Raw genomic sequence first — 21,530 nt, 5'->3', positions numbered from 1 at the left:
AGGAGTGCCGATGAGTCAGCCCCCGAAGATGGACACTCCCCGGATGGCCTACAGCGCCCTCGAACGCCGTGCGACGCTCGCCACGGTGGGGATTCTGCTCGCCCTTGCCGGGGTGGCGTGGTGGCGCACCATCGCTACTGCGGACGGCATGGAATCGATGGTTCAAGGTTTCGCGTGGGTCGGTACGGCCATGCCCTTCGACATGGGTGCCGCCGTCTTTCTCGCCATGTGGACAACGATGATGGTGGCGATGATGTTTCCGACGATCGCCCCGATCGTCTTGCTGCACCGCCTGGTCATGCGCCGGCAGGCCCGCGGAATCGCCCCGACGGTCACCTTCGCTGCGGGCTACCTGGCGGTGTGGTCGGCTGTCGGGGTCGTTCCGCTGGCGGTGCTGCTCGGCTTCCGCCGGATCTCGCACGGCTCAACGTGGGTCGAGGTCGCGGCCGGTGGTGTGCTGGTCATCGCCGGCGGGTACCAGTTCACCCGGTGGAAGCAGGCGTGCCTGCGGGCCTGCCGCACCCCGCTGACCTTCCTCGCCACCCACGACTTCGGAACCGGTCTGCGGGGCACCTTCCGCGCGGGTGCCTCGCATGGGCTCTATTGCTTGGGCTGCTGCTGGGCGTTGATGGCGGTCCTTCTCGTCGTCGGGTTGATGAACCTGACCTGGATGGCGGCGATCGCCGTAATCTTCCTGGCCGAAAAGAACTCCCGCCATTCGGTCGCGCTCACCCGGGTGGTCGGGACCGCGGTCGCCCTGCTCGGGGTCGCCGTCCTCGTCCACCCCGCGCTGCTGCAGTCGCTGTCCCCCATGCCGGATATGTCCTCGCCGATGTCGGGCATGTGACCGATGCACCGATCCCCGGCGGGATCGGTGCACTCGATGACTAAGCCAGATCGACCGCAGACCGACCCACGAGACGTCGCCGGTGGGATTCGGACGGTGCCCGAATCCCACCAGAGCGGTTGCGGCCGTCAGTTCAGCGCAGCCTCCGTCGTGAGGTCCGGTTGCGTCGTCGGTGTGCGCATCGACACCGCAGTGACGCCAGCCCCGGCCAGGGCGATGACGGCGGCGCCGAGGAACGCGGCGGAGAACCCGTTCGTCAACTCCGGGAGGTTACCGATCTGGTTGGCGCCGAACGAGGCGGCGACGGCGGTCATGGTTGCCAGGCCGAGTGCCGAGCCGACCTGGTAGCTGACGTTGACGATGCCCGACGCCAATCCGCCCTCTTCGGGCCGTGCGGCGGAGATCGCCGTGCCGAGGGAGGGAATGAAGGCGAGCGACATACCCGCTGCGGCAACGAGGGAAGCCGGAAGCACGTCGACCCAGAAATTACCGGTGGGCCGGACCAGTGCCATCCACCCCAGCCCGATCGCAAGAACGATCAAACCGGTCACGATCATCGGTTTCGCCCCGAACCGCTGCATAGCCCGCGGCGCGATGACGATCATGCCGAGCATGATCAGTGTCGTCATCGGAAGGAGTGCTGCGCCGGCGGGGAAGGCGCTGTACCCCAACACCTGCTGCAGGTACAGGTTCAGGAAGAACCACATCGGGATCCACGCCGCACCGAGCAGCAGCTGGGCGATGTTCGCGGCGGCGAGGTTGGGGGCGGCGAAGATTCCCAAGCGCATGAGGGGGTCACGGCGCCGGAACTGGATCAGGACGAACGCGGCCAGCAGCACCGCGGACGCGGTGAGGTATCCCCAGGTTTGACCGGAGCCCCAGCCGACCTCGGGAGCCCGGACGATGGAGTAGACGGCGAGCGCCAGTCCGGCGGTGACGGTCAGTGCGCCGAGAATGTCGATCGATCCGGATCGGGCGGGGGCGTTGGGCATCAGCAGCGGTGTCGCGGCGAGGGCGATCAGGGCGATGGGAATGTTGATGTAGAAAACCCACGGCCAGCTGAGATATTCGGTGATCATTCCGCCGAGGAACACACCGGCGGTACCGCCGGCGGGTGCGGCGGCACCGTAGACGGCGAGGGCCTTGGTCAATTCCTGTTGGTTGGAACCGAACAGCATCATCAGCAGCGTCAGTGCCGAGGGTGCGATCAGTGCGGCCCCGGCGCCCTGGATGGCGCGTCCGGCCAGTTCGGTGCCGACGTTCCCGGCGGCGCCGGCGGTGATCGATCCGGCGAGCAGAACCACCCAGCCGGTGGCGAAGATGCGTTTGGCGCCCCACAGGTCGGACAGGCGTCCGCCGAGCAGAAGCAGTCCACCGAAGGCGATGACGTAGGCGTTGAACACCCAGGTCAGGTTCTCCTGGGAGAAACCGAGGTCGGTCTGCATTTCCGGTAGCGCGATGCCGATGATGGAAGTGTCCATGATGACCATGAATTGGGCTGCGGCGATCAACGCCAGCGCCCACCACTTGCGTGTGGATGAAGCCTGCGTAGACATGACAATCATTCCTTACGGGTACGGGGTATGTGTGAGATGGACGATGACGAGCGCGGGGGTCGACCTACCCGCAACATCGAAGCCCCAGCCCCCGGTCGATCGCGAATAGCTCTGAATAGCTGGATCTTTCGGTTTGGTTGCCACCTTCTGTGCACATCGCTGTCCTCCTGGATTCCGCGCTACTCCTCTGTGACTACAGATACCTTAGGGGGGTATAGTGTCGAGCACAAGGAGTGATTCTTACCAAGTCGCCGAAAGTGAGCACCTCCCAGATCCCCACGGCCTCACGACCGACATCTCGAAAACACGCCCCGGGGGTATAGACCCGGTGAGTGCATGTCCTGACCCTTACCGCCTTGCATACCATAGGGGGGTATGGTAAATCTGTAGATGGGTCGCGGCACCCCGATCGCACCTGGCGAACGAATCGAAGAAAGAAGGACATCGATGAGCACCACCACCGTCACCGTCACCGGAATGACCTGCGGGCACTGCGTTTCCTCGGTCCGCGAAGAGATCGGCAACATCCCCGGCGTGACCGCCGTAGACGTCGACCTCGCCAGCGGCCGGGTCGTAATCGACTCCGACTCCCCGATCGAGAAGGCATCGCTCGCCCGGGCAGTCGACGAGGCCGGCTACCAGCTCGCCGGCTGACCGGACGACACCCAGACCCGGACAGGAGATTCCCACGATGAACGCATCGTCGAAGTTCGCCGGATTCACCGTCGGCCTGGCCGCGGTCTTCGCACTCGCCCTCGGGGCCGGGGCCGCCTTCGGCCCCGAGGTGCCCGCACCGGCCGACACACACGACACCGCAACCCACGACGCCGGACCCGGTTCGATTACGGGCGCACCGGTCGCCGAACAAACACCTGGAGGACTGATGGTCACCGACAGCGGATACACCCTGGCATTGGACACGGCGCAGGTTCCCACCGGCGCTGACGTGCCACTGCGGTTCCGCATCCTGGGCGCCGACGGAGCACCCGTCACCCGCTACGTGGAGAGCCACGACAAGCAACTACATCTGATCGCGGTGCGCCGCGACCTGACCGGATACCAGCACGTGCACCCGGTACTCGACGCCGCCGGAACTTGGTCCGTTCCGCTCGATCTGACCCGCGCCGGGGCGTACCGGGTGTTCGCCGACTTCACCCCCGCCGGCGGTGACGGCGTGACCCTGGGCGCCGACCTGCAGGTCGCCGGTTCCTACGATCCGCAGCCCCTGCCCCCGGTTGCCGCAGCCACCGTGGTCGACGGGTACACCGTCACCCTCGACGGCACCCTCACCCCGGGTCAGGCGTCGAAGGTCACCCTGTCGGTGGCCCGCGGCGGGCAGCCGGTGACGGATCTGCAGCCCTACCTCGGCGCGTACGGTCACCTGGTGGCCCTGCGGGCCGCCGACCTCGGCTACCTGCACGTGCACCCGGACGGCCATCCCGGCGATGGTGTCACCGCACCAGGTCCGGGCATCGACTTCTATGTCACCACCCCGAGCGCGGGCGACTACCGCCTGTTCCTGGACTTCCAGCACGATGGAGTGGTGCGGACCGCCGAATTCACCCTGACCGCCGGGCAGAGCTCCGGCGCCGCAGTGCCCCCCGCCCCGGAGCCGATGCCCGCCGGGCACGGACACTGACGAAAACCACCACCGGAGAGGAGGAACGATGAATTCCGTCACGCAGCACCCGACCGCCGACGGCCGGGTCGAGCTCGAAATTGGTGGCATGACCTGCGCCTCGTGCGCGAACCGGATCGAGAAGAAGCTCAACAAACTCGACGGCGTCACCGCCACGGTGAACTACGCCACCGAGAAGGCACGGGTCAACTACGTCGGTGCTGTGTCGACCGAGGATCTCGTGGCCACCGTCGAGGAGGCCGGCTACACCGCCAAGGTCCCGGCGCCGCCCGCCGCCGATACCGCGGCCGGCCCCGCCCCGGAGCCGGACCCGACCGCCGCACTGCGTGAACGCCTGCTCGTGTCCTTGGTGCTCAGTGTTCCGGTGATCGCGATGGCCATGGTTCCGGCGCTGCAGTTCACCCACTGGCAGTGGCTTTCGCTCACCCTCGCGGCCCCGGTGGTGGTGTGGGGGGCGTGGCCGTTCCACAAGGCCGCCTTCACCAACCTGCGGCACGGCACCTCCACGATGGACACCCTCATCTCGATGGGCACCCTCGCCGCCCTGGGCTGGTCACTGTATGCGCTGTTCTGGGGCACCGCCGGTATGCCCGGCATGACCCACCCGTTCGAGCTGACCATCTCCCACTCCGACGGGGCCGGCAACATCTACCTCGAGGCCGCCGCCGGGGTGACCACCTTCATCCTCGCCGGCCGCTACTTCGAGGCCCGCTCCAAGCGGCGCGCCGGTGCCGCCCTGCGGGCGCTGCTCGAACTCGGCGCCAAGGAGGTCTCGGTGCTACGCGGCGGTGTCGAGCAGCGCATCCCTGTCGATCAACTGGCCGTCGGTGACGAGTTCGTCGTTCGCCCCGGGGAGAAGATCGCCACCGACGGTGTCGTCACCGACGGCTCTTCCGCGGTGGACGCGTCGATGCTGACCGGCGAATCCGTGCCCGTCGAGGTCGGACCCGACGACCAGGTCGTGGGCGCCACCGTCAACGTCGGCGGCCGGATCACCGTGCGCGCCAACCGCATCGGGTCCGACACCCAGCTCGCGCAGATGGCGAAACTCGTCGAAGACGCGCAGACCGGTAAGGCGCAGGCGCAACGGTTGGCCGACAAGATCTCTGGAATCTTCGTCCCGATCGTCATCGCCCTGTCCGTCGCCACGCTGGGTTTCTGGATCGGCACCGGCGGCGGCCTCGCGGCCGCGTTCACCGCCGCCGTCGCCGTACTGATCATCGCCTGCCCCTGCGCCCTCGGCCTGGCCACCCCGACCGCACTGATGGTCGGCACCGGCCGCGGCGCCCAGCTCGGCATCCTGATCAAGGGGCCAGAGGTCCTCGAATCGACCCGCCGCGTCGACACCGTGGTGCTCGACAAGACCGGCACCGTCACCACCGGCAAGATGACCCTGCTCGATGTGATCACCGCCGACGGCGAAGACACCATGCAGGTGCTGCGCCTGGCCGGCGCCCTCGAGGATTCCTCCGAGCACCCCATCGCCGCGGCCATCGCCAAGGGCGCCCGCGACAAGGTCGGCGCCCTGCCGAAAGTGGAGCAGTTCACCAACATCGAAGGCCTCGGAGTGCAGGGCATGATCGACGAGCACGCGGTTGTCGTCGGCCGGGCCCGGCTCCTCGCGGACTGGGCACAGCACCTACCCGCCGATCTCGAAGCGGCCATGACCGCAGCCGAATCCGAGGGCAAGACCGCCGTCGCAGTCGGCTGGGACGGTAAGGCCCGAGCCGTGCTCGTCGTCGCCGACGCCGTCAAGGCCACCTCGGCCGAGGCGGTCGGACAGCTGCGCAGGCTGGGCCTGACGCCGATCATGCTCACCGGCGACAACACCGCCGCCGCCCGCGCGATCGCCGACCAGGTCGGCATCGACGAGGTGATCGCCGAAGTGCTGCCCGCCGACAAGGTGGACGTCGTCAAACGGCTGCAGGATCAGGGCAAGGTCGTCGCAATGGTCGGCGACGGTGTCAACGACGCAGCCGCCCTGGCGCAGGCCGACCTCGGTCTGGCGATGGGCACCGGCACCGACGTCGCGATCGAGGCCAGTGACCTGACGCTGGTGCGCGGGGACCTCCGCGCCGCCGCGGACGCGATCCGGTTGGCCCGCAAGACGTTAGGCACCATCAAGGGCAACCTGTTCTGGGCCTTCGCCTACAACGTCGCCGCCCTCCCCCTGGCCGCGGCCGGGCTGCTCAACCCGATGCTCGCCGGTGCGGCGATGGCGTTCTCGTCGGTGTTCGTGGTCAGCAACAGCCTGCGGCTGCGTCGATTCCGGTCCCTCACTAGATAACCGCAGGCAACGCATCCAGGAGGCGTGTGGGGTGGGCGTGTGCCCGCCCGCCCCACCCCGCGCCGGTTAACCCGAATCCGGTCCCGAAAGGAGAAGATCATGGCAACGGTGGCAACGACGTTGGTGCGCATCGTCCGACACCCCGTGACCCGGGCGGCGGCCCGGTGCGCGGTGATGTGCGCCGCATCGGCGATCGGCCGCCGGGTCGAGGGCCCACACCCCGCCCCGGATACCCCGGGCGGGCATAATCGGGGGTGCTCGGCATGACACTCGGATTCCAGGAGGACACCATGGCCACCACTCCCGCGGCCACCCACGCACCTGCCGAGACCGACGGCCATGACCATGCCGGGCACGGCTACATCACCGAAAAAGACGCCTACCTCAAGCGCCTCAAGCGCATCGAAGGCCAGGCCCGCGGACTGCAGAGGATGGTCGAGGAAGACAAGTACTGCATCGACATCCTCACCCAGGTCTCCGCGATGACCAAGGCCTTGCAGGCCGTCGCCATGGGACTGCTCGAAGACCACATCAGTCATTGCGTCGTCGACGCCGCCGTTGCCGGCGGTCCCGAAGCCGACGCAAAGATCAAAGAGGCCACCGACGCGATCGCCCGGCTCGTCCGCTCCTGAAAACCCGCAGCGCGGCTCGAGGATCAGTCGTCGTCCACCCCGGCGCTCTCGTCGGAGATCTCGACGAGGCGGCGACGGCAATGCATCCGCAACCCACCACACACCCGCGCCGCGGACCGACCGACTGTTTACCCGTTCGGGTTTACGGGTACAGGGTGACGAGGCCGACGTTGTTGCAGCGGCGTCCGCCGCCGACATGCCCCTTTCACGAAAGGGAGTCATCGTGAGCACAGCCGAGCAGATGCTCGAGAGCTATCCGAAGAACTGCGGCACATCGACCCGGCGACACTTCTCGCCGGCATCGGGGCGCGCGCCGAGTGCTCGCAGACATGCACGGCCTGCGCGGATGCGTGTCCGAGTGAGCCGTCGGTGGCCGACCTGACCGCCTGCATTCGCACCGACCTCGACTGCGCTGCGGCGTGCCTGCGGTGTGAGAGGGCCAGCCGCGAGCTGTTTTCCGCACTCGACTGACCCCCGTCTTCGTCAGCGCATCCGCCGAAAGAAGAGAGAAGGTAGTTGGCGATGAACAAGTCCCTCGCCCTCGGCGCCGCATCGGCGGCGCTGCTGCTCGCCCTGACCGCGTGCGGTGACTCCGGCTCCGAGGAGAGCGCCGCGACCACCAACTCGGCCGCCACCACCTCGGTAAGTGCCGAAAACGGTGCCGCCGAGCACAACGACGCCGATATCGCCTTCGCGCAGGGGATGGTTCCCCACCACAGCCAGGCGATCGAGATGAGTGAAATTCTGCTCACCAAGCAGGGGATCGACCCCCGAGTGGTCGACCTCGCGCAGCAGATCAAGGCCGCGCAGGGCCCGGAAATCGAGCAACTCAACGCCTGGCTGACCGCGTGGGGCCAAGGCACCGCAGCGACCACGACGACCGGCATGAACATGACCGAGTCCATGCCCATGGGCACCGGAATGCAGATGCCCGAGGCACCGGTGGTGATCCCGCCGGCGGGCACCAGTGAAATGGACATGCCCGGCATGGAGGGCGGCGAGGGCATGGAGGGGATGATGTCGGCCGAAGACATGGCTGCCCTGCGCGACGCCCAGGGCGTCGATGCCGCCAAACTCTTTCTCAACCAGATGATCGAGCACCACAAGGGTGCGATCACCATGGCCCAGACCGAGGTGGAGGACGGCCAGAACGCGCAGGCGAAAGCGATGGCGCAAAACATCATCACCACCCAGCAGCAGGAAATCACCACCATGGAACAGATCCTGTCGACCCTCTAAGGCGCGACACGGTCAGCGCGCCGGCGCAACCCATCCATGGTGACCTGCACCAGCCGCTGGACCGGTTCCCGGGTCGAAAGACCGGTGGCGGCGGTCAGGGCGTGCAGGCAGTATCTCGCGAGCTCGTCGGCGGCGAACGGCGGCGCCTCGCTACCGTCTCACCCACCTAGGGTGGACGCGTTCACAACGTCGTTCAACGCTCTGTGACGGGAAAGACAGCGAAAACAGTTACTTGCTTGGGGTAACGATGTATATAGTTGCATGCAGAAAGTAAGTCGTCCTCAGGGGTTGTTGCCATGTCCACGCCATCCGCGTCTTCCGTGTCGTCCGTTTCGCTCGGCACGACCGAAGCTCTGATCGACGAGGTGTTCCTCTTCGGTCGGGTGCTTCGTGATGCCCTGGCGTCGGAAGCCGACGACCACCTCCCCCGCGCCCTGACAGGAGTTCTCCTCGTCCTGGCCGGGAGGGGTGAATGCCGGCAGAACGAACTGGCCACGGAAATGTGCGTCAGTCAGTCCTCCCTCAGTCGCCAGATCACCGATCTGGTGGACGCCGGGTACGTCACCCGGCACCCGGACCCTGCGGACGGGCGTGCATTCCGAATACGCGTGTCGGACGACGGCTTGGCGTACGTGAAATACGTACGAACACGACGTGCCGCACGCATGCAAAAAATGCTGACCGGATGGAACGAAACCGAGGCAGCCACGGCCCTCGACTCGATCCGGCATCTGAAGGAAACACTCTTCGATGCCGAGCACCGGATCGTATCGAGCTCGAACCCGATTGGAACACAAAGCGTATGACCGAAACAGATATCCGCACGCCGGTCGGCGAACCGCAGGCCATGAGTCACCGTCAGATTCTCGAAGCCCTCACCGGCCTGCTCGCAGCCCTCTTCACGGCACTGCTGAGCACCACCATCGTCTCCACCGCCCTGCCGACGATCATCGGTGACCTCAAAGGGACGCAGACCGCGTACGCCTGGGTCATCACCAGCGCGTTGCTGGCCAACGCCGCCTCGACGCCCATTTGGGGCAAGCTCTCCGACCTGTTCAACAAGAAGGTCCTGGTCCAGAGCGCGATCGTCATCTTCGTCATCGGTTCGGTGATCGCCGGATTCGCACACAACGTGCCGCTACTGCTGACCGCACGTGTCATCCAGGGCGTCGGCATGGGCGGCCTGACCGCGCTCGTCGTCGCCATCATCGGCACCATCGTCTCGCCTCGCGAGCGCGGCCGGTACTCCGGTTACATGGGTGCCGTCATGGCGGTCTCGATGTCGGGCGGCCCGATCCTCGGCGGAGTCATCGTCGACAGCCCACTCGGCTGGCGCTGGACGTTCTTCGTCTGCGTCCCGCTTGCCGTCGTCGCGCTGTTCCTGCTGCAGCGCACATTGCACCTCCCGACCGAGAAGAAGGACAACGTCTCCATCGACTGGCTCGGAGCGCTGCTGCTCACCGCGGGCGTGTCCATCCTGCTCATCTGGGTGTCGTTCGCAGGTAAGGCCGGCTACTACGAGTGGTTCTCCCGCGAGACGGCGCTGTACGTCGGCACCGGTGTGCTCCTCCTCGTGGCAACCGTCCTGGTCGAAGCCAAGGCGAAGGCTCCTATCATCCCGCTGAAGATCGTCACCGAGCGGACCACCGGCCTCGCGATCATCGCATCCGTCGCCGTCGGTGTCGGAATGTTCGGTTCCACCACCTTCCTCGGCCAGTACTTCCAGACCTCGCGGGGCTACACCCCCACGATGGCCGGCGTCCTCACCATTCCGATGGTCGCCGGGATGCTCATCGGCACGGTCGGCTCCGGACAGCTCATCACCCGGTTCGGGAAGTGGAAGTCGTTCGTCGTCGGCGGCGCCGTATTGATGATCATCGGTTTCGGGCTGCTGAGCACCCTCGATCACGAGACGAGCCTGACCCTCGTCAGCCTCTACATTGCCATCATCGGTCTGGGCATGGGCATGCTGATGCAGAACCTGGTGCTCGCCGTGCAGAACACTGTCAGCGTCCAGAACATCGGTGCGGCCTCGAGTTCGGTCGCCTTCTTCCGAACCTTCGGTGGCGCCATCGGCGTCTCGGTTCTCGGTTCGGTCCTGGCGACACGGGTCTCCGACCTCTCTGCCGACGGATTCGCCAAGCTCGGCATCCCGGCAGGGTCGAGCAGCGGTGGCGGCAGCCTGGACCTCACGTCCATGCCCGCACCCGTGCAGAGCGTCATTCGTGCTGCATACGGAGACGCGACCGGCCGGATCTTCCTCATCGCCGCGCTCGTCGCCCTCATCACCCTGCTCGCCGTCATCCTGCTGCCCAACCGCCCGCTGCGTCGCACCATCGACCTGTCGAGCGACCAGGATCCGGTGCAGGAACCGGACTACGCCATGGCGACCGACCGGGCACGGGAGTCGGATACCACGCCGATCCCGTCCGCCGGTTCCCGCGGAGGCAGGCACGAGGCGCCCGCCGACCAGCAGCCGTTCGCAGGCCTCAGCGCGGACGCTCGTGACCGGCTCCTGTCCCTGCTCCTGCCTAAGCCCGAGCAGACCCTGGAAGCGATCGACGAGGCCGAGAAGATTCGTGACGAGGTGAACCGCCTCCGAAACGACCTCAACGCCAAGCTCATCGAATTCGATGCAGTCTGGGATCGCCTGCGCGACCTCGGACTCAGCGAAGACCAGGTGGCCGGCGTGCTTGGCGGCACCCCGGTCACGGACACCGGCAACGGCGTTCTGCTCCGCTGAATCACCCCCCGTGAGTACTTGTTAACACCCCGCTGTTAACAAGTACTCACAGCACGGGGCGGCGCCACGGACCACGGATCGCCAGAAGCAACCCGGGCGACTGAATGCTCGCGAACAGCGTCTTCCCGTCCGCGCTGAACGCCGGACCGCAGAACTCGCTGTCGTTCAACTCGTTACGGGCAAGCGCAAACGGCTCCCCCTCCGCCGTGACCCCCACCAGATGGCTGATGCCGTCGCCGTCCTCGGCGAGGATGACACCGCCGTGCGGTGACACGGTGATGTTGTCGGGGCCGTCGTAGTTTCCGGTGTCCACGGCCGGGTCCGGGTTGACGCCGAACAACGTCTTCAGTGTGATGGTCTCCGTCGCCGGGTCGTAGAACCAGACCTGGCCGTCGTGCTCGGCGGCACTGCCGTCGCCGGTACGCGCGAAGCTGGCGACGAAGTAGGCGCCACCGTCACCCCACCACTGCCCCTCCAACTTTCGGCTGCGCGTCACCTGGTCGTCGGTGAACTGTTTGCGCACCGGGGTGCTCTTGGCGTCACGGTCAGGCACGTCCACCCACTGCACCGTGTACCGGACACCGGGTTCCGTCGCCTGCGACAGGTCGCGTACGTGGACACCGTCCTGGAAGCACGCCATCGCCTGTAGTGCGCCTGCGGTGTCCCCGCCCGACGACTGCGCGAGTCCGCGGAGCGCGCCGGGTCCCCCACGGAAACCCTGCGGCGGCGTCCACCGGTAGTACAGGCCGTTCGGATCGGACGCATCCTCGGTCAGGTAGATGGCATTGGTCGCGGGATCGACCGCGACTGCCTCGTGTGCGTACCGGCCCAGGAATTTGTAGGGCACCGGACTCTTGCCCCGGTTGGCGTCCTGTCCGGCCGGATCGACCTCGAAGACGTACCCGTGGTCGAGGAGAAATCCGCCCGTTCCCGCGCGAGCCTCGGTTTCCTCGCAGGTCAGCCACGTGCCCCACGGCGTGATCCCGCCGGCGCAGTTGTTCACCGTCCCCGCCACACTCACGTACTGACCCAGCCACTTGCCTTCCGCGTCCACCGTTGTGGTGGTGGTACCGCCGCGCGCACCCGCGTCGTAGGTGAGCCCCTCGACTGCGGGCACGCCGAACGGCTCGTCCTTGCCGATCTCGTGGTTGCTGACCACAGTGGATCCCCCACCTTGCCGGGCGAACACGCCGTTGGCGTCGAAGTCGCTGGGCACGGACTCACCGCTGTCCAACTTGGTGTCGCCGGACCGGGACACCACCGTGTACGAGAATCCGGCCGGGAGCGCGAGAATTCTGTTCGGGTCGGGAATCAGCGGCCCGTAGCCGATCGCCCGACCGGGCACCGCGGACGCCACAGCAGGTCGGACGAAGGCCTCGACACTACCGGCGAGCGCCACGCCCAAGCCGGTCAGCGCGGTCCTGCCGAGGAAGCCGCGGCGATTGAGTGGTGCTGTGGTCACTGTCTGTTACCTCCATGCATGCCAACGGGACATCCGGACGCTAGGGAGCGAACATGTCCGACTTCGGCGTCGCACCGTGTCACCGAGGTGAACTGGACGCGAATTCGTTGACATGTGACCAAATGGTCACCTATCGTTGAGCCATGGACGACGATCACGTCTTCAAGGCGCTGGCCGACCCGACGCGCCGCCTGATCCTCGATCGATTGTTCGCCCATGACGGTCAGACGCTGACCGAACTCGAGTCGCAGGTCGAGATGACCCGGTTCGGGGTCATGAAGCATCTGCGCGTACTCGAAGACGCGGGCCTGGTGGTCACGCGTCGTGCCGGCCGGGAAAAGCTGCATTATCTCAACCCCGTGCCGATCCAGCTGATCCACCAGAGGTGGATCGACAAGTACACCGAGCGTCACGCCGCGGCGCTCGCTCAGCTGAAAGCCGAACTGGAGGAAGAGAAATGACTGAACTCGTGCAGATTTATGCCGTGTACATCAAGGCGACGCCCGAGGCGATCTGGGAGGCCGTCACCAAGCCGGAGTGGTCGGAGAGGTACGGGTACGGCGGACACGTCCACTACGACCTCCGGCCCGGAGGCAAGTACGAGTCGCGCGCCAGCGATGACATGAAGGCCCACCCAGGCGTGCCCGATGTCGTCGTCGACGGCGAGGTGCTCGAGTGCGATCCGCCGAAGAAGCTCGTCCAGACGTGGCGCATGCTGATGGACGCCGACAACATCGAAGGATTCACCACCCTCACCTACGACATTGCGCCGTCGAGTCGACCCGGAGTCACGAAATTGACTGTGACGCATGATCTCAGCAATGCCCCCCAGATGGCACGGATGGTCGCGGGCGAGCACGAAGCGGAAGGCGCCGGTGGCGGCTGGAACGAGGTCCTGAGCGGACTGAAGACACTCCTCGAGACGGGCGAGCCGATGGTGAACTGGGGCTGAACTTCGGGTCGGTGCGCACGAGTGCCGACACTCGTCGGTGGGCAGCAGTAAGCTGCCCACTATGACGGCCGCGCAGTCGCTCGACGAGGATTTCCTCGCCCTCGCCGACCCTTATCGACGTGAGTTACTGGCCCATTGCTACCGCATGATGGGTTCGCTCCACGATGCCGAAGACCAGATGCAGGAGACGTTCATCCGCGCGTGGCGCGGGTACGGGGGCTACAAGCAGCAGTCGTCGCTGCGCACCTGGCTCTATCGGATCGCCACCAACACCTGCTTGACGGCCTTGCAGAGCCGGTCCATGCGACCCCTGCCCAGCGGACTGGGTGCGCCCGATTCGGATCCCACCGCTGAGCTGGTCCAACGGCACGAGGTGCCTTGGCTCGAGCCGATTCCCGACACCGTGTACGACGACGCCAGCGATCCCGCGAACATCGTCACCTCCCGCGAAACGGTGCGGCTGGCGTTCATCGCCGCCCTGCAGCACCTGCCTCCCCGCCAGCGCGCGGTCCTGGTGCTGCGCGACGTGCTGCAGTGGAAGGCGTCCGAGGTCGCCGCGGCTCTCGACAGCACGACTCCCGCGGTCAACAGCCTGCTGCAACGGGCCCGCGCGCAGCTCGAACTGGCCATGCCCACCACCGACACCCTCGTCGAACCGGAATCCCCCGAGGAAAAGGCCCTCCTCGAGCGGTACGTCACGGCCTTCGAGAACTACGACGTCGAGGCAATCGTGGAGATCTTCACCAAGGAAGCCGTGTGGGAGATGCCGCCCTTCGACGGCTGGTACCTCGGCGGTGAGAACATCGGCCGGCTCATCAGCAACAATTGTCCGGCGCAACGCGCCGGCGACATGCGCCTGCTCCCCTCGTGGGCGAACGGCCAGCCCGCCTTCGGCCTCTACATGCGAGGCGAGGACGGCGTGCACCGGCCGTTCCAGCTCCACGTCCTCGACGTCACGGCCGGTGGAGTCGCGCACGTCGTCTGCTTCTTCGATCTCGACCTGTTCGAGAAGTTCGGGCTGCCGCAGACTCCACCGACCTGATCCTTACGCGGGTACGGCCGTCGGATCCATCCACATGACCTCCCAGACGTGACCGTCGAGGTCGCGGAACGCCCGGCCGTACATGAAGCCCTCGTCCTGCAACTTGCCCCATGCACTTCCGCCTGCTGCGAGGGCCTTGTCCACCAGGGCGTCGACCTCCTCGCGGCTTTCGGCCGAGATGCACAAGAGGGCCTCGACCGCTTTCGAGGTGTCGCAGATGTCGACCTCGATGAAGTCCCGAAACTTCGGCTCGACGAGCAACATCACCGACGTGGATTCGTTGATCACCATCGCGGCGCACGAATCGTCGCTGAAAGTGGCATTGAACTCGAACCCGAGATCACTGAAGAACTTCTTGGTGGCGTCGAGATTCTTGATCGGCAGGTTGACGAAGAGCATCCGGGACATCGCAATCTCCTTCTCGAAGTCCTTCCCCAGCGGAAGGTCATCGATACAGACTGCCGTCGTCCTGGAATCTCATCGGTGAGCCGGAAAGTTTTTTTCTCAGTTTTCCGCGAGGTCGAGGAACGCGCCGATCACCACTCGCCCGACGGCAGCCACCTCGTCCATATGCTCTCCGGACGGTGCCGTGCCCGCGGGCATGTGGTTCTGCATCACCGACAGGTGTTCGCGCGTCAACTCGACATGGAACTGCAGCCCGTATGCGCGGCGACCGAGCCTGAAGGCCTGGTTCTCGTAGGCCTCACTACTCGCGAGCCGAGTCGCCTCCTCCGGAAGATCGAAGGTGTCGTTGTGCCAGTGAACGACGGCAAACTGACTTCCGGCCGAACCGAACACGGGATCACGGGCGCCCTCGTCGGTCACTGTCACCAGTCCGGCACCGTGCTCCGGAACCGGACCGGTTCGAACATCACCGCCGAAAGCAGCGGCGAGAAGTTGAGCGCCGAGGCAAATTCCGAGAACCGGGAGCCCGGCGTCGACTGAATCCCTGATGAATTTTCGCTCTCGCGGAAGTTGCGGGTGGGTAACATCGTCCAACGCACCCATCGGACCGCCCATCACCACGAGACCGCCGATGTCGTCGGCGGCGGGAAGTTCGAAGGCGTGATACATCGGGTATTCGACGTAAGAAATCCCGCGGTTCTTCAAAAGGGCCCCAACCAATCCCGGCCCCTCGAACGACACGTGTTTCACTACCGCCCACGGCTTGTCCATGCCGTGATTGTCGCTGATATGGGACTTTCGACTCTAGCCAGGGCACACTCACTCGAATTCCGCACTGGGTGCACAATTTTCGCCTGTTCACGTGGGCGTCACATACCCCGCGCCGCCACCTGGAGTTGGACGCTTGTCTAGTGGCATGGCTCACGGCAAACCTGGTACAAATACCAGCGTCACTGATTCGTGACCCGTCCCATATCGATTAGTTATTTAGTGGTGGCGCCCGACAAGGGGGCCACCATCCCCCGCCGTCACCTCAAACCAGAGACGAAACCTCCCGCGATCCGGGAAACGTCCCCGGGATGGAAAGGGCAATAGATGCCGCTCCCCATGTCACCTCTCGACTCGATGTTCCTCCTCGGCGAGTCTCGCGAGCATCCGATGCATGTCGGCGGTGTCGAAATCTTCCAGCCGCCGGAGGGTGCCGACACGCACGACATCCGCGCCATGCTCGACCGCGCGCTCGCCGAAAGCACCGGGACAATCGCCCCGAAACTGGCCAAGCGTGCCCGCCGGTCCCTGTCCTCGTTCGGTCAGTGGAGCTGGGAGACGGTCGACGAACTCGACCTCGAGCACCACATCCGCCACGACGCCCTGCCCGCTCCGGGCACCGAGGCCGAGTTGATGGCGCTGTGCTCGCGGTTGCACGAATCGCTCCTCGACCGGAGCCGGCCGTTGTGGGAGATGCACCTCATCGAGGGCTTGAGCGACGGACGCTTTGCTGTCTACACCAAGATCCATCACTCGGTTGCCGACGGCGTCACCGCGATGAAGATGCTGCGCAACGCGCTCAGTGAAAACTCCGAGGAGCGAGATATGCCCGCTCCGTGGGAGCGGGCACACACACGACCGCCCCGCGCGCAGTCTTCGGGCGGATTCAGCCTCTCCAACCTTGCCGGCGCCACGCTGCGCACCGCGCGCGACACCGCCGGAGACGTTGCCGGACTCGTTCCCGCACTCGCCGGAACGATCACTCGGGCGTTCCGGGACAAGGGTGGTCCGCTCGCCCTCTCCGCTCCGAGAACTCCCTTCAACGTTCCCATCACCGGTGCACGCCAGTTCGCTGCCCAGTCGTGGCCGCTCGAACGCCTGCGGCTGGTGGCGAAACTGTCCGACTCCACCATCAACGACGTCGTCCTCGCGATGTCATCGGGGGCGCTGCGCAGCTACCTCGAGGATCACGACGCGCTCCCGGCGGAGCCCCTGGTCGCGATGGTGCCGGTGTCGCTGCAGAACCAACGCCAGGCCGCGACGGGGAACAATATCGGTGTCCTCATGTGCAACCTCGGCACGCACCAGCCGGATGCCGCGGATCGGTTGGACACGATTCGCACCAGCATGTGCGAAGGCAAAGAGGCGCTGGAGTCGATGAGCGCCACCCAGATCCTGGCGATGAGCGCTGTCGGTGCGGCGCCGGTCGGCGCGAGTATGCTCTTCGGACACAACTCGCGGCTGCGTCCGCCGTTCAACCTCATCATCTCGAACGTTCCCGGGCCCAGCGCCCCGCTGTACTGGAACGGTGCGCGGCTCGACGCCATTTACCCGCTGTCCATTCCGGTGGACGGCCAGGCGCTGAACATCACCTGCACGAGCAACGACGACATCATCTCCTTCGGGGTCACCGGTTGCCGCAGCGCGGTGCCCGACCTGAAGTCGATCCCGGCGCGGCTCGGCCACGAATTGCGCGTCCTCGAGGAGTCGCTGGGGATCTGACGGGTCAGGTTTCGGCGTCGCCACTGTGCCCGAGGGGCGGTCGGAGCCACGAGGAACGGTTGGGGCACAACAGGTCCGAATCATGTGGGGTCGGGAGCGATGTAGCGGAAAGTGAACGATGGGGGTGCGGCGGGGTCGATGATCCACGCACCGCCCTTGGCGGTCTTCGTGGCCGGGGGCACCCGGGCCGATCTGTGTGTGGGTGCCGTCGCCGCAAGGTCGTCGAGAACCTCACCATGGGTGCACCACAGCGTTCCGTCGATGTCCGGGGCGCACAGCGCGGCGAACAGTCGATCGACCGGGGCACCCGGCGCGAGCAAGCAGTGATCCTCGACAGTGAGTCCCCGGGCCGCGGCCAACGGCGCGAGTGTGCCGCGGCACCGCACGCTGGGGCTCGAGAGCAACGTGCCCGACGTCGTCCTCCTCGATGCCGCAGCAGCCTGGGCGATGGCCAGCCTGACCCCCGGTCCGCGACCTACTCGTCGGACACCCGGAATCAGCCACACGATCCGAGACGTATTCCGCACCTACCACACCCACGGCCGCACCTTGTCCTTCACGACGGTTCCGGGCGACCTCGTGGAAAGGACGCCCACCGAACACTTCGCGACCAGGTCCACCGAGCCGAGCGCTTCGCCCTCGCGCTGCCGCGCGGCGGCACGTCCCGATCCCCACCCCCGAACAGACCGCGTATCTGGCCGCCCTGACGCTTCTCGTCGCACTGCAGATCATCGATTGGCCCGTCGCCCTCGTGATCGCCGCCGGGTACGTCGTCACCACGGGTCGTCGGCGCCCCGAGCGTGCGCTCGCCCCGTCCGCGGCCTGAACGGGGCACCGCACTCGACGAATACACTCGAGGTAGGTCGAGAGTGGTCGCCCACACTGACGGTTCACCGACAACCCGTCGATCGTCACCCTCAAAGAACCAGGCGAAGTATGTCGTTCGTCACGGGCCTGTCCGGTCAGCACGCCAGCGGGAGAAGGTGATAACCAGTGACGCAGCGAGAATGGGTGGAACGCGACTTCTATGCCGACCTGGGCGTCCCGTCGGACGCATCGACCGAGCACATCAAGAAGGCTTACCGCAAGCTCGCCCGGGAGCTGCACCCGGACGCCAACCCGCACGACTCCCGAGCCGAGGATCGCTTCAAAACGGTCAGCGAGGCGCACGCCGTGCTCTCGGACCCGGTCAAACGCAAGGACTACGACGAGACACGCAGACTGTTCACCCCCGGAGCCTCCGGCCGCAGCGGGTTCCACGCCGGTGCAGAGTCGGGCGCCGGCGGCAGCGGCGGAAATTTCGGCCTCGGCGACCTGTTCGGGCGGAGCTCACCCTTCACCAGTACTGGGGACCTGTTCGATCGGACCACCGGCACGCGCCCACGGCGCGGCAGTGACATCGAGACCGACACGCGACTGACCTTCCGAGCGGCCATCCGCGGCACCGTGGTGCCACTACAAGTAAGCGGCGTCGCCACATGCACCGCATGTCACGGCAGCGGCACGACTCCCGGGACCACCGCGAGAGCCTGCCCGCGCTGTTATGGAATGGGATTGGTCACCCGCAACCTGGGAGCATTCGGGTTCAGCGAACCCTGCGACGACTGCCGCGGCAGCGGGTTCGTCATCGACGCACCCTGCCCAGATTGCCAAGGCACCGGCAGCGGGCACCGCACCCGCACCGTCAACGTCCGGATGCCGGCCGGCGTGTGCGATGGCCAACGCCTCCGCCTCCCGGGTCAAGGCGAACCGGGCCTGCGGGGCGCCCCTTCGGGCGATCTGTACGTTCGCATACACGTCACCGAGGATCCGGTGTTCGGCCGCGACGGCGATGACCTCACCGTCACGATTCCGGTCACCTTCAGCGAGCTGGCCTTGGGTGCAACGATGTCCGTTCCCACCGTCGAGGGAACCGTCGGAATGAAGATTCCGGCGGGCACGGCAGCGGCACGAACCTTTCGGATTCGCGGTCGCGGAGCGCCCAGACGTGACGGCACGGCGGGCGATCTGTTGGTCCGGACCGAAGTCACGGTGCCACCGAAGCTGGACACCACCGCCGCCGAAGCCCTGCGGGCATACGCGCACGCCGAGCGCGCATCCGGATTCGATCCCCGCGCCAAGTGGGCGGGCAGGAGATGACTCCGAGAGACTCGACGATCCCATCGCCCGGCTCGGCCTACGAGTTGCGATCCCTCGAGGAGTCGCTGAGATCTGACAGGTCAGGTTTCGGCGCGGTCGCTGTGCCCGAGGTGGCGGTCGGGAGCCACCCTGCCACGGACCAGTTGCTTCAGGACGGTGATCTCGGGGAATCCGCTTTTCTCCTTGCGGTCCCAGATGAGTTCGCCGTCGACGGTGATACGGAAGATTCCGCCCGTGCCGGGTACGAGCGCGACTTCGCCGAGGTCTTGCCCGAAGGTGCCGAGAAGTTCCTGCGCCATCCATGCTGCGCGTAACAACCACTGGCACTGCGTGCAGTAAGTGATCTCGACCCGGCTACCTGGGCTGCTCGTCGTCATCGGGCCAATGTAGCCGACCAGAAGTCCCGAACTCACTCGGACGCTTGCCGATTGATGAGCCGACGAATCTACACCGATGCCATCGTCTCGTCATCTGGATGTCACCGACGAACTGCACAATGTCGATCGTCAGACCGTGCCCGTCTTGTGAAAGGAAGTTCCCATGTCTACTGCACTCGAAGAATCACGTCGCCACGCCATCGAATTGACCAACGAGAAGATTCAGGCCATCAAGGATTTCTTCACCAACATCTTCCGCCTGGACACCGCGAAGTAGCGCGCGTCTGCCACCACCGTCGTGGCCGCGTTGCGTCCTTTCTCGTCCTCCTTCGTCTGATCTGGTACCCATCCCTACGGATCAAGGAGTCACCATGACGGGCACCAACGAGTTCGAGACGCCGACGACGGATCGGACGGACGCACCATCCCAGGCTGCCGCACCGACGTGCTGCAGCACCGAACGGCAGACCACCTGCTGCGATCAGAGCGAGAAGTCGACGTGCTGTGGTCCGGCGGCGACGGCCGGCGGCGGATGCGGCTGCCAATAGCCAGTCGACACGGCGGTGCGGTGCGAGCGAAAGTGGGCTCGCACCGCACCGCCGTCTGTGCGTAGTTATGCGCGGATGACCGGCGTCACCCCGCTGGGTTGCCGGCCTACTGATCGTCCGGTGGCGTGGTTCCGCAGGCACAGGCTCCGCCGCTGCGCGGCTGATAGTCGTGCACGTGACCGGTGCGATCCTGGCTGATCTGACAGCAAGCGTGCAGCCGAGCCTGAAGAGTGGCACGGCCGCGCTGGACCCGGGATTTCATCCCGGACACCGAAATTCCCGCCTCGCTGGCCGCGGCGGCGTGGGTTCGGGCGTCGAGGTCGACCATCTTCACCGCCGCGGCCTGCTCGGCGGGCAGCCCGGAGAGCATCGGCACCAGGCACGAGGCGAGTTCTTTCGCCGCCGCCTCGTCGGGGTCGGGTTCGCCGCCGAGTGGGTTGTCCGGGACGGCGTCGACGGCAAGTTCCCGCCGATGAGGCGCCGACCGGTAGTAGTCGGTAATCGCGTTACGGGTGATGGCATACATCCATCCCAGGAGGCGGTCCTGCTCCCGTAGATTGTCCAAACTCATTGCCATCCGCAGAAACACGATCGACAGGATGTCGTCGGCGTCCTCGGGACGCGAGACCCGGCGGGCGATGAAGGCCCTGAGGTCGCTCGAGAAGCGGCGCCAGAGCTGGTCGAGATCAGCGGGCGGCTCGGATGTGGTCGTGGTGGTGGAAGTGTCCTCGCTCATGATGTTCGGTTCCTCTCCGTCTCCAGCATCCCCGCCTGACGGCGCGGTGACGACCCCCTGAGTCGTCTTTCAGGTACGGACGACGGTCACCGCGTTCGGACGCATCGTGCGTCCGAAAGCCGGGTTCCTCGTCTGTATGGGTGTCGAGTCGATGACGGGTTCTCCGCTTCGACGTACCAGTTGAAGCGCGTGAGGAGGTGAGAGCGATGCTGACCACACATTTGTTTTCGGGTCTGACCAGTGAAGAGGTCGATCTGATCGTGGCGGAGGAACTGCATCTGCTCGGCGCCGCCGCATGAGCGCTGTCGTCGCCCCGCTCGGGCGTATCCGCTGATTCCAGCACCCCGGATTTGCCCCTACCCTCTCGCAGGGTGGGGGCCAGAAGAGTGCCCGGCTCCGGACCAGCAGTGCACATGACGAACCCGCCCCGCCCTTT

The 21,530-nt window shown here is 66.1% G+C and carries 22 protein-coding genes and 1 pseudogene; 16 read left to right on the top strand and 7 right to left on the bottom strand.

All coding sequences use genetic code 11. The features are described 5' to 3' along the window. Positions 1–10 precede the first annotated feature (10 nt). Entirely contained in the window at positions 11–847 is an 837-nt protein-coding gene (locus L1080_RS01220) for a DUF2182 domain-containing protein (RefSeq protein ID WP_250777777.1), read from the top strand. A 128-nt stretch (positions 848–975) separates the two neighbouring features. Here L1080_RS01220 and L1080_RS01215 read toward each other — a convergent pair whose 3' ends face one another. Next, positions 976–2,403 carry an MFS transporter gene (locus tag L1080_RS01215; protein ID WP_250777786.1) on the bottom strand — a complete coding sequence of 476 codons (1,428 nt, stop codon included), beginning with the start codon at positions 2,401–2,403 and terminating at the stop codon, positions 976–978. A gap of 447 nt (positions 2,404–2,850) precedes the next feature. Here L1080_RS01215 and L1080_RS01210 point away from each other — a divergent pair, with 447 nt between their 5' ends. The 9 genes and pseudogenes from L1080_RS01210 (at position 2,851) to L1080_RS01170 (ending at position 10,943) form a co-directional block, all read left to right on the top strand. Then, on the top strand, positions 2,851–3,057 hold the full coding sequence (locus L1080_RS01210; protein WP_159924667.1) for a heavy-metal-associated domain-containing protein: 207 nt from the start codon (positions 2,851–2,853) through the stop codon (positions 3,055–3,057). Between the two features lie 37 nt (positions 3,058–3,094). Then, complete coding sequence (locus tag L1080_RS01205) at positions 3,095–4,042, top strand: hypothetical protein (RefSeq protein ID WP_459030160.1); 948 nt, start codon at positions 3,095–3,097, stop codon at positions 4,040–4,042. A gap of 28 nt (positions 4,043–4,070) precedes the next feature. Continuing rightward, a complete protein-coding gene (locus tag L1080_RS01200; RefSeq protein WP_459030158.1) occupies positions 4,071–6,329 on the top strand; it encodes a heavy metal translocating P-type ATPase in 2,259 nt (752 codons plus the stop codon). A 99-nt stretch (positions 6,330–6,428) separates the two neighbouring features. Then, positions 6,429–6,596 carry a hypothetical protein gene (locus tag L1080_RS01195; protein WP_250772084.1) on the top strand — a complete coding sequence of 56 codons (168 nt, stop codon included), beginning with the start codon at positions 6,429–6,431 and terminating at the stop codon, positions 6,594–6,596. A 23-nt stretch (positions 6,597–6,619) separates the two neighbouring features. Continuing rightward, positions 6,620–6,961 (top strand): metal-sensitive transcriptional regulator, encoded by a 342-nt coding sequence (locus L1080_RS01190; RefSeq protein WP_250772542.1) that lies wholly within the window; start codon positions 6,620–6,622, stop codon positions 6,959–6,961. A 223-nt stretch (positions 6,962–7,184) separates the two neighbouring features. Next, positions 7,185–7,384 (top strand): annotated as a pseudogene (locus L1080_RS01185) (four-helix bundle copper-binding protein); the annotation flags it as partial. 99 nt (positions 7,385–7,483) lie between these two features. Beyond that, on the top strand, positions 7,484–8,200 hold the full coding sequence (locus L1080_RS01180) for a DUF305 domain-containing protein (protein WP_250772086.1): 717 nt from the start codon (positions 7,484–7,486) through the stop codon (positions 8,198–8,200). Between the two features lie 296 nt (positions 8,201–8,496). Next, positions 8,497–9,006, top strand: coding sequence for a MarR family winged helix-turn-helix transcriptional regulator (locus L1080_RS01175; protein WP_159924662.1), 510 nt, complete (start codon positions 8,497–8,499; stop codon positions 9,004–9,006). Then, positions 9,003–10,943, top strand: a complete 1,941-nt coding sequence (locus L1080_RS01170) for an MDR family MFS transporter (protein WP_374434094.1) — start codon at positions 9,003–9,005, stop codon at positions 10,941–10,943. Before L1080_RS01175 ends, L1080_RS01170 begins: the two co-directional genes overlap by 4 nt. Positions 10,944–10,989: 46 nt before the next feature. On the opposite strand, the gene L1080_RS01165 is transcribed toward L1080_RS01170, so the two are convergent. Further along, complete coding sequence (locus tag L1080_RS01165) at positions 10,990–12,405, bottom strand: alkaline phosphatase PhoX (protein ID WP_250772088.1); 1,416 nt, start codon at positions 12,403–12,405, stop codon at positions 10,990–10,992. 143 nt (positions 12,406–12,548) lie between these two features. Here L1080_RS01165 and L1080_RS01160 point away from each other — a divergent pair, with 143 nt between their 5' ends. From L1080_RS01160 to L1080_RS01150, 3 genes are all read left to right on the top strand, one after another. Then, positions 12,549–12,866 (top strand): ArsR/SmtB family transcription factor, encoded by a 318-nt coding sequence (locus tag L1080_RS01160; protein WP_159924660.1) that lies wholly within the window; start codon positions 12,549–12,551, stop codon positions 12,864–12,866. Continuing rightward, positions 12,863–13,357, top strand: coding sequence for an SRPBCC family protein (locus tag L1080_RS01155; protein WP_250772090.1), 495 nt, complete (start codon positions 12,863–12,865; stop codon positions 13,355–13,357). The genes L1080_RS01160 and L1080_RS01155 overlap by 4 nt, the downstream gene beginning before the upstream one ends. 61 nt (positions 13,358–13,418) lie before the next feature. Then, positions 13,419–14,399 (top strand): sigma-70 family RNA polymerase sigma factor, encoded by a 981-nt coding sequence (locus tag L1080_RS01150; protein ID WP_250772092.1) that lies wholly within the window; start codon positions 13,419–13,421, stop codon positions 14,397–14,399. A gap of 3 nt (positions 14,400–14,402) precedes the next feature. Here L1080_RS01150 and L1080_RS01145 read toward each other — a convergent pair whose 3' ends face one another. Both L1080_RS01145 and L1080_RS01140 read right to left on the bottom strand, forming a co-directional pair. Continuing rightward, complete coding sequence (locus L1080_RS01145; protein ID WP_250772094.1) at positions 14,403–14,807, bottom strand: VOC family protein; 405 nt, start codon at positions 14,805–14,807, stop codon at positions 14,403–14,405. A 96-nt stretch (positions 14,808–14,903) separates the two neighbouring features. Then, positions 14,904–15,575, bottom strand: coding sequence for a type 1 glutamine amidotransferase (locus tag L1080_RS01140; RefSeq protein ID WP_250772096.1), 672 nt, complete (start codon positions 15,573–15,575; stop codon positions 14,904–14,906). A 324-nt stretch (positions 15,576–15,899) separates the two neighbouring features. Between L1080_RS01140 and L1080_RS01135 the strand changes: the two genes are divergently transcribed. Next, positions 15,900–17,294 (top strand): WS/DGAT/MGAT family O-acyltransferase, encoded by a 1,395-nt coding sequence (locus L1080_RS01135; protein WP_250772098.1) that lies wholly within the window; start codon positions 15,900–15,902, stop codon positions 17,292–17,294. A gap of 80 nt (positions 17,295–17,374) precedes the next feature. Here L1080_RS01135 and L1080_RS01130 read toward each other — a convergent pair whose 3' ends face one another. Further along, positions 17,375–17,821 carry a hypothetical protein gene (locus L1080_RS01130; protein ID WP_250772100.1) on the bottom strand — a complete coding sequence of 149 codons (447 nt, stop codon included), beginning with the start codon at positions 17,819–17,821 and terminating at the stop codon, positions 17,375–17,377. A 466-nt stretch (positions 17,822–18,287) separates the two neighbouring features. Here L1080_RS01130 and dnaJ point away from each other — a divergent pair, with 466 nt between their 5' ends. Then, positions 18,288–19,433 (top strand): molecular chaperone DnaJ, encoded by a 1,146-nt coding sequence (dnaJ, locus tag L1080_RS01125; RefSeq protein WP_250772102.1) that lies wholly within the window; start codon positions 18,288–18,290, stop codon positions 19,431–19,433. A gap of 80 nt (positions 19,434–19,513) precedes the next feature. Here dnaJ and L1080_RS01120 read toward each other — a convergent pair whose 3' ends face one another. Then, positions 19,514–19,810 (bottom strand): Rdx family protein, encoded by a 297-nt coding sequence (locus tag L1080_RS01120; protein ID WP_250772104.1) that lies wholly within the window; start codon positions 19,808–19,810, stop codon positions 19,514–19,516. Between the two features lie 371 nt (positions 19,811–20,181). Here L1080_RS01120 and L1080_RS01115 point away from each other — a divergent pair, with 371 nt between their 5' ends. After that, positions 20,182–20,358, top strand: a complete 177-nt coding sequence (locus L1080_RS01115; RefSeq protein ID WP_162603283.1) for a hypothetical protein — start codon at positions 20,182–20,184, stop codon at positions 20,356–20,358. A gap of 106 nt (positions 20,359–20,464) precedes the next feature. On the opposite strand, the gene L1080_RS01110 is transcribed toward L1080_RS01115, so the two are convergent. Further along, the gene (locus L1080_RS01110; protein ID WP_250772107.1) at positions 20,465–21,094 is read right to left on the bottom strand and encodes a sigma-70 family RNA polymerase sigma factor; all 630 of its coding nucleotides are present in this window, start codon (positions 21,092–21,094) and stop codon (positions 20,465–20,467) included. Positions 21,095–21,530: the final 436 nt, after the last annotated feature.

Origin of the sequence: Rhodococcus sp. MSC1_016 (assembly GCF_023667485.2) — a bacterium.
GTDB lineage: Bacteria > Actinomycetota > Actinomycetes > Mycobacteriales > Mycobacteriaceae > Rhodococcus_F > Rhodococcus_F oxybenzonivorans.
Note: the sequence above shows the minus strand (reverse complement) of the source record. Positions and strands in the feature narration are given on the sequence as shown.

Bases quoted from the DNA above. Each gene is read 5' to 3' on its own strand.
- L1080_RS01170 (WP_374434094.1), top strand. From the start codon at position 9,003: ATGACCGAAACAGATATCCGCACGCCGGTCGGCGAACCGCAGGCCATG.
- L1080_RS01175 (WP_159924662.1), top strand. From the start codon at position 8,497: ATGTCCACGCCATCCGCGTCTTCCGTGTCGTCCGTTTCGCTCGGCACG.
- L1080_RS01120 (WP_250772104.1), bottom strand. From the start codon at position 19,810: ATGACGACGAGCAGCCCAGGTAGCCGGGTCGAGATCACTTACTGCACG.
- L1080_RS01205 (WP_459030160.1), top strand. From the start codon at position 3,095: ATGAACGCATCGTCGAAGTTCGCCGGATTCACCGTCGGCCTGGCCGCG.
- L1080_RS01195 (WP_250772084.1), top strand. From the start codon at position 6,429: ATGGCAACGGTGGCAACGACGTTGGTGCGCATCGTCCGACACCCCGTG.
- L1080_RS01180 (WP_250772086.1), top strand. From the start codon at position 7,484: ATGAACAAGTCCCTCGCCCTCGGCGCCGCATCGGCGGCGCTGCTGCTC.
- L1080_RS01160 (WP_159924660.1), top strand. From the start codon at position 12,549: ATGGACGACGATCACGTCTTCAAGGCGCTGGCCGACCCGACGCGCCGC.
- L1080_RS01115 (WP_162603283.1), top strand. From the start codon at position 20,182: ATGACGGGCACCAACGAGTTCGAGACGCCGACGACGGATCGGACGGAC.
- L1080_RS01145 (WP_250772094.1), bottom strand. From the start codon at position 14,807: ATGTCCCGGATGCTCTTCGTCAACCTGCCGATCAAGAATCTCGACGCC.
- L1080_RS01190 (WP_250772542.1), top strand. From the start codon at position 6,620: ATGGCCACCACTCCCGCGGCCACCCACGCACCTGCCGAGACCGACGGC.
- L1080_RS01110 (WP_250772107.1), bottom strand. From the start codon at position 21,094: ATGAGCGAGGACACTTCCACCACCACGACCACATCCGAGCCGCCCGCT.
- L1080_RS01150 (WP_250772092.1), top strand. From the start codon at position 13,419: ATGACGGCCGCGCAGTCGCTCGACGAGGATTTCCTCGCCCTCGCCGAC.
- L1080_RS01215 (WP_250777786.1), bottom strand. From the start codon at position 2,403: ATGTCTACGCAGGCTTCATCCACACGCAAGTGGTGGGCGCTGGCGTTG.
- L1080_RS01155 (WP_250772090.1), top strand. From the start codon at position 12,863: ATGACTGAACTCGTGCAGATTTATGCCGTGTACATCAAGGCGACGCCC.
- L1080_RS01220 (WP_250777777.1), top strand. From the start codon at position 11: ATGAGTCAGCCCCCGAAGATGGACACTCCCCGGATGGCCTACAGCGCC.
- L1080_RS01135 (WP_250772098.1), top strand. From the start codon at position 15,900: ATGCCGCTCCCCATGTCACCTCTCGACTCGATGTTCCTCCTCGGCGAG.
- L1080_RS01210 (WP_159924667.1), top strand. From the start codon at position 2,851: ATGAGCACCACCACCGTCACCGTCACCGGAATGACCTGCGGGCACTGC.
- L1080_RS01200 (WP_459030158.1), top strand. From the start codon at position 4,071: ATGAATTCCGTCACGCAGCACCCGACCGCCGACGGCCGGGTCGAGCTC.
- L1080_RS01140 (WP_250772096.1), bottom strand. From the start codon at position 15,575: ATGGACAAGCCGTGGGCGGTAGTGAAACACGTGTCGTTCGAGGGGCCG.